This window comes from Stutzerimonas degradans (assembly GCF_024448505.1).
Lineage (GTDB): Bacteria > Pseudomonadota > Gammaproteobacteria > Pseudomonadales > Pseudomonadaceae > Stutzerimonas > Stutzerimonas degradans.
On record NZ_JAMOHV010000001.1, the window covers coordinates 22655 to 35721 of the forward strand.

Here is a 13067-nt window from a genome sequence, read left to right on the forward strand (position 1 = left end):
CTTTTCCGCCATTCTGTCCGCACCGGCGACCGACCTGCCCGGCCAACGGACGGCGCCAAACCGTTCAGGATCACCGTCATGTCTCTTGATATCGTCATTCTCGCCGCTGGTCAGGGCACCCGCATGCGTTCCGCCCTGCCGAAGGTCCTGCATCCGGTGGCCGGGCAGTCCATGCTCGGCCACGTCATCGACACTGCCCGCGCGCTGCAGCCAAAGAGCATCCAGGTGGTGATCGGTCACGGTGCCGAACAGGTACGTCAGCGCCTGGCGGGTGACGATCTGAGCTATGTCGTACAAGCCGAGCAGCTCGGTACGGGCCACGCGGTGGCGCAGGCGCTGCCGAACCTGACGGCCGAACGGGTGCTGATCCTCTATGGCGACGTACCGCTGATCGAAACCGATACCCTGCAGCGACTGCTGCACAAGGTCGGCCCCGACCAGCTCGCGCTGCTCACCGTCGAGCTTGCTGATCCGACCGGTTACGGCCGCATCGTGCGCGACGCTCAGGGCGAGGTGCAGGCCATCGTCGAGCACAAGGATGCCAGCGCCGCGCAGCGGGCCATCCGCGAAGGCAATACCGGCATCCTCGCCGTACCGGGCGCGCGGATCGGTGAATGGCTGGGCCGCCTGTCCAACAGCAATGCACAGGGCGAGTACTACCTGACCGACGTGATCGCGATGGCGGTCGCGGACGGTCTGCGCGTCGCCACCGAGCAACCGCTGGACGCAATGGAGGTGCAGGGCGCCAACGACCGCATTCAGCTGGCGGAGCTGGAGCGCCACTACCAGCAGCGCGCGGCGCGGCGGCTGATGGCGCAAGGTGTCACCCTGCGCGATCCGGCGCGTTTTGACCTGCGGGGCGAGGTTGCGGTCGGTCGCGACGTGCTGATCGACGTCAACGTGCTCCTCGAAGGCCGCGTGGTGATCGAGGACGATGTGCAGATCGGCCCCAATTGCGTGATCAAGGACAGCGTCCTGCGCAAGGGCGCGATCATCAAGGCCAATTCGCACCTGGAAGGCGCCGAGGTGGGGGAGGGCGCCGACTGCGGGCCGTTCGCCCGGCTGCGGCCCGGCGCGGTGCTCGGCCGCAAGGCGCACGTCGGCAACTTCGTCGAACTGAAGAACGCGGTGCTCGGCGAGGGCGCCAAGGCCGGCCATCTCAGCTACCTGGGCGACGCCGAGATCGGTGCGCGGACCAACATCGGCGCCGGCACCATCACCTGCAACTACGACGGCGCCAACAAGTTCCGCACGGTGATGGGCGAAGACGTGTTCATCGGTTCCAACAGCTCGCTGGTCGCGCCGCTCATGCTCGGCGACGGTGCTACCACCGGCGCGGGTTCGGTGATCACCGAAGACGTACCCGCGCACACCCTCGGCCTCGGCCGCGGTCGTCAACGCAACATCGATGGCTGGCAGAGGCCGGTGAAGAAGAAGTCCTAAGACTCCGCTTGCAGCCTCCAAACGCTTTATGTTTTGATTCGCGCCTGTAACTTTCGGATCGAAACATCGCTGATGTCGAAGCGCAACACACCGCAACGCCGCCACGCGATCCTTGCGCTGCTCGCCGAGCAGGGCGAGGTGAGCGTCGATCAGCTGTCGCAGCGCTTTGAAACCTCCGAAGTCACCATCCGCAAGGACCTTGCCGCGCTCGAGAAGAATGGTCTGCTGCTGCGCCGTTACGGCGGCGCGGTGTCGCTGCCGCAGGAGCTGATCGGCGACGGCGTGCAGCCGGTCTCGCCGGCCAAGCAGGCCATCGCCCGCGCCGCGGTTGGCTGCATCCGCGAGCATGCGCGGATCATCATCGACAGCGGTACCACCACCGCGGCGATGATCCCGCAGCTCGGCCACACGCACGGGCTGGTGGTGATGACCAACTCGCTGAACGTGGCCAACGCGTTGCGCGAGCTGGAGCACGAGCCGGTGCTGCTGATGACCGGCGGCACCTGGGACCCGCATTCCGAGTCCTTCCAGGGCCAGGTGGCCGAACAGGTGCTGCGCTCCTATGATTTCGACCAGCTGTTCATCGGTGCCGACGGCATCGATCTGGAGCGTGGCACCACCACCTTCAACGAACTGCTGGGGTTGTCGCGGGTGATGGCCGAGGTTGCCCGCGAAGTCATCGTGCTGGCCGAGTCCGACAAGATCGGCCGGCGCATCCCTAATCTGGAACTGCCCTGGGGCAGAATCCACACCCTGATCACCGACGAGCGCCTCTCAGACGCGGCGCGCGCATCCATTCAGGCCCGTGGCGTCAGACTGATCTGCGCGGCCATCGAACCCAATCTGGAGACCTGACCCATGTGTGGCATCGTTGGCGCCGTCGCCGAACGCAACATCACCGCGATCCTGCTCGAAGGCCTCAAGCGCCTGGAATACCGCGGCTACGACAGTGCCGGCGTCGCCGTGCTGGATGGCGCCGGAACGCTGCAGCGCCTGCGCCGCACCGGCAAGGTTGCCGAGCTGGAGCAGGCGCAGACCGAGGCCCAGCTGGCCGGCCGTCTGGGCATCGCGCACACCCGCTGGGCCACCCACGGCGCGCCCTGCGAGCGCAACGCCCACCCGCATTTCTCCGGCCACGACCTGGCCGTGGTGCACAACGGAATCATCGAGAACCACGAGGCGCTGCGCAGCCGCCTCAAGGCGCTGGGCTACGAATTCCAGTCCGACACCGATACCGAAGTCATCGTCCACTTGCTGCACCACAAGCTCGACGAGTTCGGCGATCTCACCGTGGCGCTCAAGGCGGCGGTCAAGGAGTTGCACGGCGCCTACGGCCTGGCGGTGATCTCGGCGCGCCAGCCGGATCGCCTGCTCGCCGCGCGCAGCGGCAGCCCGCTGGTGATCGGCCTCGGACTGGGCGAGAACTTCCTCGCCTCCGACCAGCTGGCGCTGCGTCAGGTCACTGACCGCTTCATGTACCTGGAAGAAGGCGACATCGCCGAGATTCGCCGCGACAGCGTGCAGATCTGGGATGCCGCCGGGCAGCCGGTACAGCGCGAAGCGGTGCAATACCACGAAGGCGCCGAGGCGGCGGACAAGGGTGAGTACCGGCACTTCATGCTCAAGGAAATCCACGAGCAGCCCAAGGTTGTGCAGCGCACCCTCGAAGGTCGCCTGGGTGACAACCAGGTGCTGGTGCAGGCCTTCGGCCCGCAGGCCGCCGAGCTGTTCGCCAAGGTGCGCAACGTGCAGATCGTCGCCTGCGGCACCAGCTACCACGCCGGCATGGTCGCGCGATACTGGCTCGAAGAACTGGCCGGGATTCCCTGTCAGGTCGAGGTTGCCAGCGAGTTCCGCTACCGCAAGGTCGTGGTCCAGCCCGACAGCCTGTTCGTCACCATCTCCCAGTCCGGCGAGACCGCCGACACCCTGGCCGCGCTGCGCAATGCCAAGGACGCCGGCTATCTGGCCAGCCTGGCGATCTGCAACGTCGGCATCAGCTCGCTGGTGCGTGAATCCGACCTCTGCCTGCTGACCCAGGCAGGGCCGGAGATCGGCGTCGCCTCGACCAAGGCCTTCACCACCCAGCTGACCGGACTGATGCTGCTGACCCTCGCCCTCGGCCAGGTGCGCGGCAGCCTGACGGCGGCCAGGGAAGCCGAGCTGGTGGCCGAATTGCGCCGCCTGCCGACGCGTCTGGGCGAAGCGCTGGCGATGGACACCACGGTGGAGAAGGTCGCCGAGCATTTCGCCGAGAAGCACCACACGCTGTTCCTTGGTCGCGGCGCGCAGTATCCGGTGGCGATGGAAGGTGCACTCAAGCTCAAGGAGATCTCCTACATCCACGCCGAAGCCTACCCGGCCGGCGAACTCAAGCACGGTCCGCTGGCTCTGGTGGACGCCGACATGCCGGTGGTCACCGTGGCGCCGAACAACGAGCTGCTGGAGAAGCTAAAGTCCAACCTGCAGGAAGTGCGTGCGCGTGGCGGCGAGCTGATCGTCTTCGCCGATGGCGCCGCCGGGCTGGAGAATGGCGAGGGCACCTTCGTGGTGAACATGCCGCACATCCACGATGCGCTGGCACCGATCCTCTACACCGTGCCGCTGCAGCTGTTGTCCTACTACGTCGCCGTGCTACGTGGCACCGACGTTGACCAGCCGCGCAACCTGGCCAAGTCCGTCACCGTGGAATAACCGCGCTGGCCCCCGCCGTTAGGTGGTGGCCGACGGTACCGTCCAGCCGATGAAGGCCCAGCGCATCGGCGCGCCGCCCTGGCGGGCGCGCTCCGGGTCGGCGCGGTACCAGTCGGCCAGGGTTTCGCGCTGCCCGTTGTCGAGCGGACCGAGCGATCCGGCGACGCGCTCGGCGAATTCCTCGAAGGTGGTGCAGCCAGCCAGGCGGCTGGGCAGCTCGATATAGTCCAGGCGCGGATGAATGCCGCGCTGGTGCAGCAGGTTGAGGGTGTAGATGTAGTCCGGCACGCTGGCCTGCTCGCGTCCGAGCAGGCGGGCAATGGCCGGATCGATGAAGTGGCCGCCGGCCAGCTGGGTCATGTAGGCCCGCAGCCGGGTATGCCGGTGGATCTTCTCCAGCGCGGCATCCAGATCATCGACCAGGCCCGAGCGCGAAGCGATCAGGATGTCGCACACCGGAACTGCACTCCAGTCGTCCTCCCAAGCGCATTGCAGGGGCTGCACGTTGTCCACGCCCGATTCATCGATGCGCGCCTGCAGGCAGGCCAGCATGCCGGGGCTGTAGTCCAGCGCGTAGATTTGCTCGAATTGCGCGGCGAGCGGCAGGCACAGGGTGCCGGGACCGCAGCCGATATCCAGCAGGCTGCGAGCGCCGCTCAGGTCCATGAGCCTTATGAACGCGTCGGTATAGGCGCCGCCCAGCGGTTTGCCCGCCAGTTCGACGGCACGCTTGTCCCAGGCGCCCGGCGGCTTGGATGGGCGGGCGCTGCGGCGCAGGTGCTGGCGATAGCGTTCGGCGAAGTCGATGTCATCGAGGCTCATGCGGGTTCCCGGTCTTGCAGTTCACGCAAGAGTACTCGCGACGCGTGCTGCGGCGCGATGCGGCGCTGCGCAGCAGACGCCCGCGCGAGTGTTTTGCCGTGGCCGGCGAAGTTGGCTGGTCGATCGGCGGCGTACCGGCCGACCTGCTGCGCGCGGCGGAGATCGCGGCGCGCGAGCAGGCAGGGGAGGTCGCGCCATGACGCAGGCCGAATTCCTCCAACCCCAGGGGCTGCGTCTGGACTGGCGCGGCGCCGCCGTGGCCGCGCAGGCGGCGCTGGACTGCGCCGAGCGGCTGGGCATCCGTGTGCATGTGGCGCTGGTCGACCGCAGCGGCAATACGCTGGCCTATCTGCGCATGGCCGAGGCCTTCCTGCATTCGGAGAGCATCGCCATCGACAAGGCGTACACGGCCGCCAGCTTCGGCTTTCCCTCCGGCCAATGGCTGGAGGTGATCGGCGACAACCCGCGCCTGCACATCGGGTTGACCACCCGGCCACGGCTGGTGGTGCTCGGCGGCGGTTTGCCGATCCTCATCGAGGGGCGCTGCATCGGTGGCGTCGGCGTCTCCGGCGGCAGCGAGGAGCAGGACGAAGCCTGTGCCCGCGCCGCGCTGGCAGCGTTGGGTCTGAACACGGCAGAGTGAGGGCGCGATGATGAAGCACCAGATCACCATCGAAGACACCGCCGAGCACTATCCCTGCGACGAGCACGAATCGGTGCTGCACGGCATGGCGCGCCTCGGCCGGCGCGGCATTCCGCTGGGCTGTCGCGGCGGCGGCTGCGGCGTGTGCAAGGTGCAGGTGACCCAGGGCAGCTACGAGGCGAAGGTGATGAGCCAGGCCCATGTCAGCGCCGAGGAACAGGCGCAGGGCATGGCGCTGGCCTGCCGCATCATGCCGCACAGCGACCTCTGCCTGCAGGTGGTCGGCAAGATGAAGAAGAGCGTCTGCGGCCGCGCGGCCCCGTCTGCCGAGGAAGGTGGTACCGAGGCCGCGCCGGCGCGTCACTGACTCTGCGTCACTGACTGCGCGGCGCGGCTGCCGATTAGCCGGCCAGCACCGAATCCACCAGCGCCTTGGCTTCGGCCTGGATGCGCGCCAGGTGCGTCTCGCCGTCGAAGCTCTCGGCGTAGATCTTGTAGACGTCCTCGGTGCCGGACGGCCGCGCGGCGAACCAGCCGTTTTCCGTCTCCACCTTCAGCCCACCGATGGCCGCGCCATTGCCCGGTGCCTCGGTGAGGATGCGGGTGATCGGCTGGCCGGCCAGTTCCTTCGCCGTGACCTGCGAGGCCGACAGCTTGCCCAGGCGCGCCTTCTGCTCGCGGTTGGCGGCCGCGTCGATACGTTGGTACACCGGCGCGCCGAAGCGCTCGGTCAGTGCCTGGTAGCGCTCGCTCGGGTCTTGGCCGGTGACGGCGGTGATCTCCGCGGCGAGCAGGCCGAGGATCAGCCCGTCCTTGTCGGCGGACCAGGCATTGCCGTTGAGGTCGAGGAACGACGCACCGGCCGATTCCTCGCCGCCGAAGCCCAGGCTGCCGTCCATCAGGCCGTCGACGAACCACTTGAAGCCCACCGGCACTTCCACCAGACGGCGGCCGATGCCGGCGGCGACGCGGTCGATCATCGACGAGGACACCAGCGTCTTGCCGATGCCGGCCTCGGCGCTCCAGCCCGGGCGGTGGGTGAACAGGTATTCGATGGCCACCGCCAGGTAATGGTTGGGGTTCATCAGCCCGCCGGAGCGGGTGACGATGCCGTGGCGGTCGTGGTCGGTGTCGCAGGCAAAGGCCACGTCGAAGCGGTCCTTGTTCTCGATCAGTCCGGCCATGGCATGCGGCGAGCTGCAGTCCATGCGGATCTTGCCGTCCCAGTCCAGACGCATGAAGCGGAAGGTCGGGTCGACCACCGTGGACAGCACTTCCAGCGGCAGTCGGTAGCGTTCGGCGATGCGCGTCCAGTAGTGCACGCCGGCGCCGCCCAGCGGGTCGACGGCGAATTTCAGCCCGGAATCGCGGATCGCGGCGAGGTTGATCACCTGCTCCAGCCCGCCGACATAGGCGTCGATGAAGTCGAAGCGCTGGGTGGTCGAGGCCTTCAGCGCCTGGCGGTAATCCATGCGCTTGACGCCCTCGAGTCCGGCGACCAGCAGCGCATTGGCGCGTTCCTGAATCCACTTGGTCACGCCGGTATCGGCCGGGCCGCCATTGGTGGGGTTGTACTTGAAGCCGCCATCGCCCGGCGGGTTGTGCGACGGCGTGATGACGATGCCATCGGCCAGCCCGCTGGTGCGGCCGCGGTTGTAAGTGAGGATCGCGTTGGAAATCGCCGGCGTCGGCGTATAGCCCGGCTCGCCGTTGGTCTCCGTACACCCGGCGTCGATGCGCGTCTGGATGCCGTTGGCCGCCAGCACTTCCAGCGCCGAGATGAACGCCGGTTCGGACAGCGCGTGGGTGTCCATGCCCATGAACAGCGGACCGTCGATGCCCTCCTGGCGGCGGTAATCGCAGATCGCCTGGGTGGTGGCGAGGATGTGCCACTCATTGAAGCTGCCCTTGAGCGAGGAGCCGCGGTGCCCGGAGGTGCCGAACGCCACCAGCTGCGCCGGGTCGGCCGGGTCCGGGCGGTCGCTGTAGTAGCGTGCCACCAGGCGCGGCAGGTGGGTGAGGGTATGCGGGTCGGGCAGGCGTCCTGCATTGGGGGCGAGGCTCATCGATGGGTCCTGTGTGAAGAAGGCGAAACGCCGGCCCAATCGGGGCGCGGCGCGAAGCGAATGAAACGCCAGTCGGCGCCATTTATCCAGAGCTAAGACCGCGTGCGCGGCGACGGTTCCACAGCCCGGCGTTCCGGTGAAACCGAATACGCTCGTCGCCCGGGCTGGAAGCAATCACTGAAGCTGCCATTCTCCTGCATAGCGGCCGGCCGTCGCCGGCCTGTTAGCGGAGGTCCAGCCATGAATATCGAGGAACGCATTCGCCAACGCGCCTACGAGATATGGGACGCCGAGGGCCGCCCCGACGGTCAGGAAGCCGAACACTGGCAGCGCGCCCGGGACGAGATCGAGCCTTACGAGCAGGAAGGCGATGCACTGCCCGGTAGCATCGAAAGCGGTGTCGCCGTTCCCATGTCGCGCCGCGAGCGATAGCGAGCTTCAGCGCGCCGCATCCGCGCCCAGGTGCTCGCTGAGGTAATCGAGAAAACAGGCGATGCGCGAGGCCAGCGCGCTGTTGCGGTAATACACCGCGTTGATCGGCTGGCGCACGTCGACCCGCTGCGCCGCCAGCACCTCCACCAGCGCGCCGCGCTGGCGATCTCTGTCGGTCATGAAATCGGACAGGCACGCCAGCCCCTCGCCGGCCAGCGCCAGCTCGCGCACCGTGTCGCCGCTGGAGGCCCGCAGCGCCGGGGCGATCCGCCAGCTTTCGCCCAGTGCATGGCGCAGTGGCCAGTCGTTGAGGCGATCCGGCTCGGTAAAGCCGATCAGGCTGTGATCCGCCAGCTCCTCGACCCGCTGCGGCGTGCCATGCCGCGCCAGATAGGCCGGGCTCGCCAGCACCCGGCGCAGGGTGTGGTACAGCGGCCGTGCATGCAGGCTGGAATCGGGCAGCGGGCCGATGCGGATGGCCAGATCAATGCGCCGCTCCAGCAGATCGACGATGCGGTCATCGCTGTACAGCTCCAGCTCGATCAGCGGAAAGCGTGCACGGAAATCGCCGATCAGCGGCACGATCACATGCAGCATGAACGGCGACGCGGTATTGACCCGCAAGCGCCCGGCCGGCGCCTGCCGGCGCAGCGCCATCTGCTCCTCGGCTTCCTCGACGCTGGCCAGAATCCGCCGTGCCTGGGCGAGAAACGCCGCGCCTTCCTCGGTCAATTCCAACCGCCGCGTGGTGCGGCGCAACAGCGTTACCGCCAGCTTCTCTTCCAGCCGACTCAACGCCCGGCTGACGCCCGAAGCGGTCTGTTCCAGCTGCTCGGCCGCGGCACTGATCGAGCCACTGTCGACCACGCTGACAAAGGCGAGCATTTCGTCGAGGTTGGTTTTCATGGGGATCGTCTGAGAGGACGGAGAGGTGAGTCTGGCGCCAGTGCTGAGTGGCTTCAACCGGCGCGGTTTCCGGCTAGCTATGGTCGAGGCCGCCGACTGGTTGACCGCGATCAGAAAACCGCACCAAAAGCGGGCATCAATCCATCGTCTGCTTTACCCCATGCGTAAGCAGTGACTAATGTGCCATCACGCGCAGCAACTGCGCACTCGATACACGTCGTGGAAGTGGCGCAGGAAGCGATGTGGTGGCCGAATTGGCGGTGATAAAAATTCCCACGCCGTAAAAGTAAGTGTCATCAATGTGTTTTTACAAATTTACCAACGGAAGCTAGACTCCGACCAGACTTATCTTAAGGCGTGTAACGTCCATGAATGACACAACAGAGTTTGGAAAAGAGATACGTACTACTGCTGTAGATTTTTCTTTTGGTGAATTGCTTAATTTGCATAACGATAAAGAGATAATAATTCGTCCGGAGTATCAAAGGCTATTCCGCTGGTCAAACGAACAAAGATCTAGACTGATAGAATCGATAATATTGGGTTTGCCGATTCCCCCTATATTCCTTGTTGAAGGCGATAATGGTGTCTTGGAGCTTATTGACGGCCTACAGCGAACTAGCTCTGTTTTGCAGTTCTTAGATCATGAAGCTATAAATGAGCCGGAGCTCGTGTTGATCGGGTGCGATATTTTAGATTCGCTAAATGGCCTGCGCTTTCAAGATCTTCCGCTAACCGTTCGATTAAAAGTAAAAAGATCCCCCATACGAGCGACAATAATCAACAAAACCGGTGATGCTTTTGTTAAGTACGAGATGTTTAAGCGGCTGAATACTGGCGGCTCTCTTTTGTCAGCGCAAGAAATAAGAAATTGTAGCTCGAGAATGGTGGAGGGGGGGGATATATTTTATGATGCGATCCAGGAAATGGCGCAATACCCAAACTACCTAACTGCAACCTCTCGACTGCCGGCTAATTTTAGAGAGAAGCGAGCTGATGAGGAGCTTGTTCTTCGGTTCTTTGCGGTTACGTTATATCGCCAAAATTATAAGGGTAATATTGAGACTTGGCTGGATTCCTTCATGGAGGACATTTTATTCGGCAGACAACCTTTTGATTTAACAGCGGAGCGACAGCGGTTCTTTACGGTATTTGACTTAATTAGTGAAAAATTAGGCAGTGATGCCTTCACTCGCTTCAATGACGATGGGCAAGCAGTGGGTAGGCTGGCGCCTGCATACTATGAGGCTTCTGTATGTGCGTTTGACAGTAATCGAGATTCTTTGGTAGCGCTTTCTGCTGAGGATGTGAGAAAGCGGCTTCAGGCTGCTTTCTCAGATGACCGTTTTATTAACGCAACAGGACCTGGAGCTAATACTGTTCCCAAGCTTAACGAAAGGATTGCGGTAGTGTCAGAGTACCTAGCTGCATGACAGATGTTCTGGATGCTCTTACTAGAGATCTTGACTGGCGTGAAACTGAAATCGCAACTATGCGAGTTCTGCTTTCTGCATCGAGTTCTAACATACAGCGAAGAACCCTGCTTAGGGCAGCGTGGGCGATGCTCTATGCTCATTATGAGGGATTTTGTAAAGAGGCGCTTACTATATATTTTGATGCGATAAGCAAGGCTGAAGTTGTATGCTCTGAATTGCCTGCGTCAACGCAGGTATTTGCGTTAGCAGTTCCTCTGAATTTGCTAAAGCACTCCAGTGTTCCGGACTTCCTGGAGGGTGTGAAAAAGTTCCACGCTAGCTATATGGAAAAAGCTCCCGTCTTTCCTGAGGTAGATACTCAGTCTAACCTTTGGCCGAACGTGCTTAATGATTTGCTTGTCACTGCTGATTTGAGTTGCTCTAAGATTTTGGAGCATGAGGTTAAACTAAGAACCTTGGTTAGCCGGAGGAACGAAATTGCTCATGGGAAAAATAATTTGATTGATGAGGTCTCATATTATTTAGGGTTTGAACAGGCAGTGTACGATGTGATGTATGATTTAGCATTGCAGATTGACGAGCGGCTAAGTTGTTCACCTTTTAAATCGTGAGTTGTAGCGCAGCGGTAACCTGGGTCAGACCATTTATGCTGGCAAGCTTGCTAGGCCGTGCTATGCCGCTTTATTTTAGGCCGGGAAAGGGACAGATTCATTTACTGCAGGTTGCTAGCTTTATATTGCAGGAAAACACGGAAAAGGGGGACAGACATTTATCCGCAGGTTGCTAGGCTCGTAACACGCTGCCACTTTCTCCGGCGTAGCTCTCCACAAGGTCCAAACCCATGCTGCTAACAACTCTCCTCGTCCCCACCTACACGCAAATGCTCAAAACCCTCTCCGGCTGGCTGAAGAAGGCGCAGGCCCAGCTGCCGGAAGCGGAGGCGCAGGCGTTGTTATCCGCGCGGCTGGCGCCGGATATGTTTCCGCTGTCGACTCAGGTTCGCTTTGCCTGCGTGCAGGCGCGGGAGGCGGTGTGCCGGTTGAGAGGCGAGGCCTTTCCGGCTGTCATCAACGAGTTGCTGGACGAGGGGCGGCAGGCGGGTGAGCGGCCGGGCACGCTGGCCGATGCCTATGCGCGGATCGAGGAGACGGTGGCGTTGCTCGACGGCCTCGCCGCCGATGCGCTGGATGCCAACGCGGGCAAGCCAATCGCCCATGAGCTGGCAAACGGGATGATCTTCGACCTGACCGCGGGGCAGTACGCCCGTGACTGGACGCTGGCGCAGTTCTATTTCCACGTGATGACCGCGTATTCGATCTTGCGCAAGGAAGGGATCGCGCTCGGCAAGGCGGATTACGTGGCGCACATGCTGCCCTATCTGCGTCCGGAATCGATTCCGAAGGGGTAGCGAAGGCAGCCCGGACGTAACGCGTGGGCGCGTGGAAAAGGCTGCGCCGTTTTCCACCCTACGGGTCTGTCGTGGAGCCTTCTCGGCCTCCTGATGCGCGAGGGCCGGATGCAACGCAAAGACGGATCTCGCCGTCATGTTGCGCAAGTGAGGTAGCGCGTAGGGTGGATAACGCGCAGCGCGCTTATCCACCGTTCGGGACGCGGGCAAGGTGGAAAAGGCATTGCCGTTTTCCACCCTACGAACCGCGCGGCGTGCTCAGTCGAGATCGGCCGCGCTGTGGCGTTCGGGCGCCTGCTCCGATTCCTCGCCCCAGGTACGGTTGACCTTGCGGCCACGGATGACGGCCGGGCGTGCGGCGATCTCATTTGCCCAGCGCTGCACGTGCTGGTAGTCCTGCACCGAGAGGAACTCGCCCGCGCCGTACAGCTCACCCAGCGCCAGCACGCCGTACCAGGGCCAGATCGCCATGTCGGCGATGCTGTAGTCGTCACCGGCGACGTAGCGGTGTTCGGCCAGCTGGCGGTCGAGCACGTCGAGCTGACGCTTGGCTTCCATCGCGTAGCGGTTGATCGGGTATTCGTATTTCTCCGGCGCGTAGGCGTAGAAGTGGCCGAAGCCGCCGCCGAGGAACGGCGCCGAGCCCATCTGCCAGAACAGCCAGTTCAGCGTCTCGGTGCGTGCGCGCAGTTCCGTGGGCAGGAAGGCGCCGAATTTCTCCGCGAGGTAGACCAGGATCGAGCCGGACTCGAACACCCGCAGCGGCCCGCCTTCGGCGCTGTGATCGACCAGCGCGGGAATCTTGGAGTTCGGGTTGACCTCGACGAAGCCGCTGCCGAACTGGTCGCCATCGCCGATGCGGATCGGCCAGGCGTCGTACTCCGCGCCGGCGTGGCCGCTGGCGAGCAGTTCCTCGAGCATGATGTTGACCTTCACACCGTTGGGCGTGGCCAGCGAATACAGCTGCAGCGGATGCTTGCCCACCGGCAGCGCCCGCTGCACTCGCGCGCCGGCGGTCGGTGCGTTGATGTTGGCGAACTGGCCGCCGGACGGTGCGTCGTGAACCCAGACTTTCGGCGGGATGTAGCTCTTGTCGGACATGACGATCTCCTCAGCGTGATTCGAATCGGGGCGTGCGCAGCATGCTACGCGCTCGGCGCGCCGGGGCGAAATCAGCCGGATCGATAGCGATCATCGATGCTCGACGAGTGGGAGGT

The 13067-nt window shown here is 63.6% G+C and carries 14 protein-coding genes; 10 read left to right on the plus strand and 4 right to left on the minus strand.

The features are described from left to right. Nucleotides 1–78 precede the first annotated feature (78 nt). The 3 genes from glmU (at nt 79) to glmS (ending at nt 4137) form a co-directional block, all read left to right on the plus strand. Nucleotides 79–1443, plus strand: coding sequence for a bifunctional UDP-N-acetylglucosamine diphosphorylase/glucosamine-1-phosphate N-acetyltransferase GlmU (gene glmU / locus NAV27_RS00115; RefSeq protein ID WP_102828160.1), 1365 nt, complete (start codon nt 79–81; stop codon nt 1441–1443). A 69-nt stretch (nt 1444–1512) separates the two neighbouring features. Beyond that, nucleotides 1513–2298, plus strand: a complete 786-nt coding sequence (locus tag NAV27_RS00120; protein WP_180981419.1) for a DeoR/GlpR family DNA-binding transcription regulator — start codon at nt 1513–1515, stop codon at nt 2296–2298. Nucleotides 2299–2301: 3 nt separating this feature from the next. Beyond that, nucleotides 2302–4137, plus strand: a complete 1836-nt coding sequence (gene glmS / locus NAV27_RS00125) for a glutamine--fructose-6-phosphate transaminase (isomerizing) (protein ID WP_043294932.1) — start codon at nt 2302–2304, stop codon at nt 4135–4137. Between the two features lie 18 nt (nt 4138–4155). Here the strand turns inward: glmS and NAV27_RS00130 are convergent, their stop codons facing one another. Then, nucleotides 4156–4959 (minus strand): class I SAM-dependent methyltransferase, encoded by an 804-nt coding sequence (locus tag NAV27_RS00130; RefSeq protein ID WP_102828158.1) that lies wholly within the window; start codon nt 4957–4959, stop codon nt 4156–4158. Between the two features lie 14 nt (nt 4960–4973). On the opposite strand from NAV27_RS00130, the gene NAV27_RS00135 reads away from it, so the two are divergent. From NAV27_RS00135 to NAV27_RS00145, 3 genes are read left to right on the plus strand one after another with little or no spacing between them, the layout of a single operon-like run. Then, nucleotides 4974–5159 carry a hypothetical protein gene (locus NAV27_RS00135; protein ID WP_180981409.1) on the plus strand — a complete coding sequence of 62 codons (186 nt, stop codon included), beginning with the start codon at nt 4974–4976 and terminating at the stop codon, nt 5157–5159. Beyond that, the gene (locus NAV27_RS00140; protein WP_102828157.1) at nt 5156–5602 is read left to right on the plus strand and encodes a GlcG/HbpS family heme-binding protein; all 447 of its coding nucleotides are present in this window, start codon (nt 5156–5158) and stop codon (nt 5600–5602) included. The genes NAV27_RS00135 and NAV27_RS00140 overlap by 4 nt, the downstream gene beginning before the upstream one ends. 7 nt (nt 5603–5609) lie before the next feature. Continuing rightward, nucleotides 5610–5969 carry a 2Fe-2S iron-sulfur cluster-binding protein gene (locus NAV27_RS00145; RefSeq protein WP_232249080.1) on the plus strand — a complete coding sequence of 120 codons (360 nt, stop codon included), beginning with the start codon at nt 5610–5612 and terminating at the stop codon, nt 5967–5969. Nucleotides 5970–6003: 34 nt separating this feature from the next. Here NAV27_RS00145 and pgm read toward each other — a convergent pair whose 3' ends face one another. Beyond that, complete coding sequence (gene pgm / locus NAV27_RS00150) at nt 6004–7668, minus strand: phosphoglucomutase (alpha-D-glucose-1,6-bisphosphate-dependent) (protein WP_102828156.1); 1665 nt, start codon at nt 7666–7668, stop codon at nt 6004–6006. 240 nt (nt 7669–7908) lie between these two features. Between pgm and NAV27_RS00155 the strand changes: the two genes are divergently transcribed. After that, the gene (locus tag NAV27_RS00155; protein WP_102828155.1) at nt 7909–8100 is read left to right on the plus strand and encodes a DUF2934 domain-containing protein; all 192 of its coding nucleotides are present in this window, start codon (nt 7909–7911) and stop codon (nt 8098–8100) included. 6 nt (nt 8101–8106) lie between these two features. Here NAV27_RS00155 and NAV27_RS00160 read toward each other — a convergent pair whose 3' ends face one another. Next, complete coding sequence (locus NAV27_RS00160; RefSeq protein ID WP_102828154.1) at nt 8107–9006, minus strand: LysR substrate-binding domain-containing protein; 900 nt, start codon at nt 9004–9006, stop codon at nt 8107–8109. Between the two features lie 368 nt (nt 9007–9374). Between NAV27_RS00160 and NAV27_RS00165 the strand changes: the two genes are divergently transcribed. From NAV27_RS00165 to NAV27_RS00175, 3 genes are all read left to right on the plus strand, one after another. Further along, nucleotides 9375–10439 carry a DUF262 domain-containing protein gene (locus NAV27_RS00165; protein WP_102828153.1) on the plus strand — a complete coding sequence of 355 codons (1065 nt, stop codon included), beginning with the start codon at nt 9375–9377 and terminating at the stop codon, nt 10437–10439. Beyond that, the gene (locus tag NAV27_RS00170; RefSeq protein ID WP_102828152.1) at nt 10436–11053 is read left to right on the plus strand and encodes an MAE_28990/MAE_18760 family HEPN-like nuclease; all 618 of its coding nucleotides are present in this window, start codon (nt 10436–10438) and stop codon (nt 11051–11053) included. Before NAV27_RS00165 ends, NAV27_RS00170 begins: the two co-directional genes overlap by 4 nt. 230 nt (nt 11054–11283) lie before the next feature. Then, entirely contained in the window at nt 11284–11850 is a 567-nt protein-coding gene (locus tag NAV27_RS00175; RefSeq protein ID WP_102828151.1) for a DUF1993 domain-containing protein, read from the plus strand. Between the two features lie 258 nt (nt 11851–12108). On the opposite strand, the gene yghU is transcribed toward NAV27_RS00175, so the two are convergent. Continuing rightward, nucleotides 12109–12951, minus strand: coding sequence for a glutathione-dependent disulfide-bond oxidoreductase (yghU, locus tag NAV27_RS00180; RefSeq protein WP_102828150.1), 843 nt, complete (start codon nt 12949–12951; stop codon nt 12109–12111). Nucleotides 12952–13067: the final 116 nt, after the last annotated feature.

What these genes read in the sequence shown, in the direction of transcription:
- glmU (WP_102828160.1), top strand. Translation starts at nt 79, where the DNA reads ATGTCTCTTGATATCGTCATTCTCGCCGCTGGTCAGGGCACCCGCATG.
- glmS (WP_043294932.1), top strand. Translation starts at nt 2,302, where the DNA reads ATGTGTGGCATCGTTGGCGCCGTCGCCGAACGCAACATCACCGCGATC.
- NAV27_RS00130 (WP_102828158.1), bottom strand. Translation starts at nt 4,959, where the DNA reads ATGAGCCTCGATGACATCGACTTCGCCGAACGCTATCGCCAGCACCTG.
- NAV27_RS00140 (WP_102828157.1), top strand. Translation starts at nt 5,156, where the DNA reads ATGACGCAGGCCGAATTCCTCCAACCCCAGGGGCTGCGTCTGGACTGG.
- NAV27_RS00145 (WP_232249080.1), top strand. Translation starts at nt 5,610, where the DNA reads ATGATGAAGCACCAGATCACCATCGAAGACACCGCCGAGCACTATCCC.
- pgm (WP_102828156.1), bottom strand. Translation starts at nt 7,668, where the DNA reads ATGAGCCTCGCCCCCAATGCAGGACGCCTGCCCGACCCGCATACCCTC.
- NAV27_RS00155 (WP_102828155.1), top strand. Translation starts at nt 7,909, where the DNA reads ATGAATATCGAGGAACGCATTCGCCAACGCGCCTACGAGATATGGGAC.
- NAV27_RS00160 (WP_102828154.1), bottom strand. Translation starts at nt 9,006, where the DNA reads ATGAAAACCAACCTCGACGAAATGCTCGCCTTTGTCAGCGTGGTCGAC.
- NAV27_RS00165 (WP_102828153.1), top strand. Translation starts at nt 9,375, where the DNA reads ATGAATGACACAACAGAGTTTGGAAAAGAGATACGTACTACTGCTGTA.
- NAV27_RS00170 (WP_102828152.1), top strand. Translation starts at nt 10,436, where the DNA reads ATGACAGATGTTCTGGATGCTCTTACTAGAGATCTTGACTGGCGTGAA.
- NAV27_RS00175 (WP_102828151.1), top strand. Translation starts at nt 11,284, where the DNA reads ATGCTGCTAACAACTCTCCTCGTCCCCACCTACACGCAAATGCTCAAA.
- yghU (WP_102828150.1), bottom strand. Translation starts at nt 12,951, where the DNA reads ATGTCCGACAAGAGCTACATCCCGCCGAAAGTCTGGGTTCACGACGCA.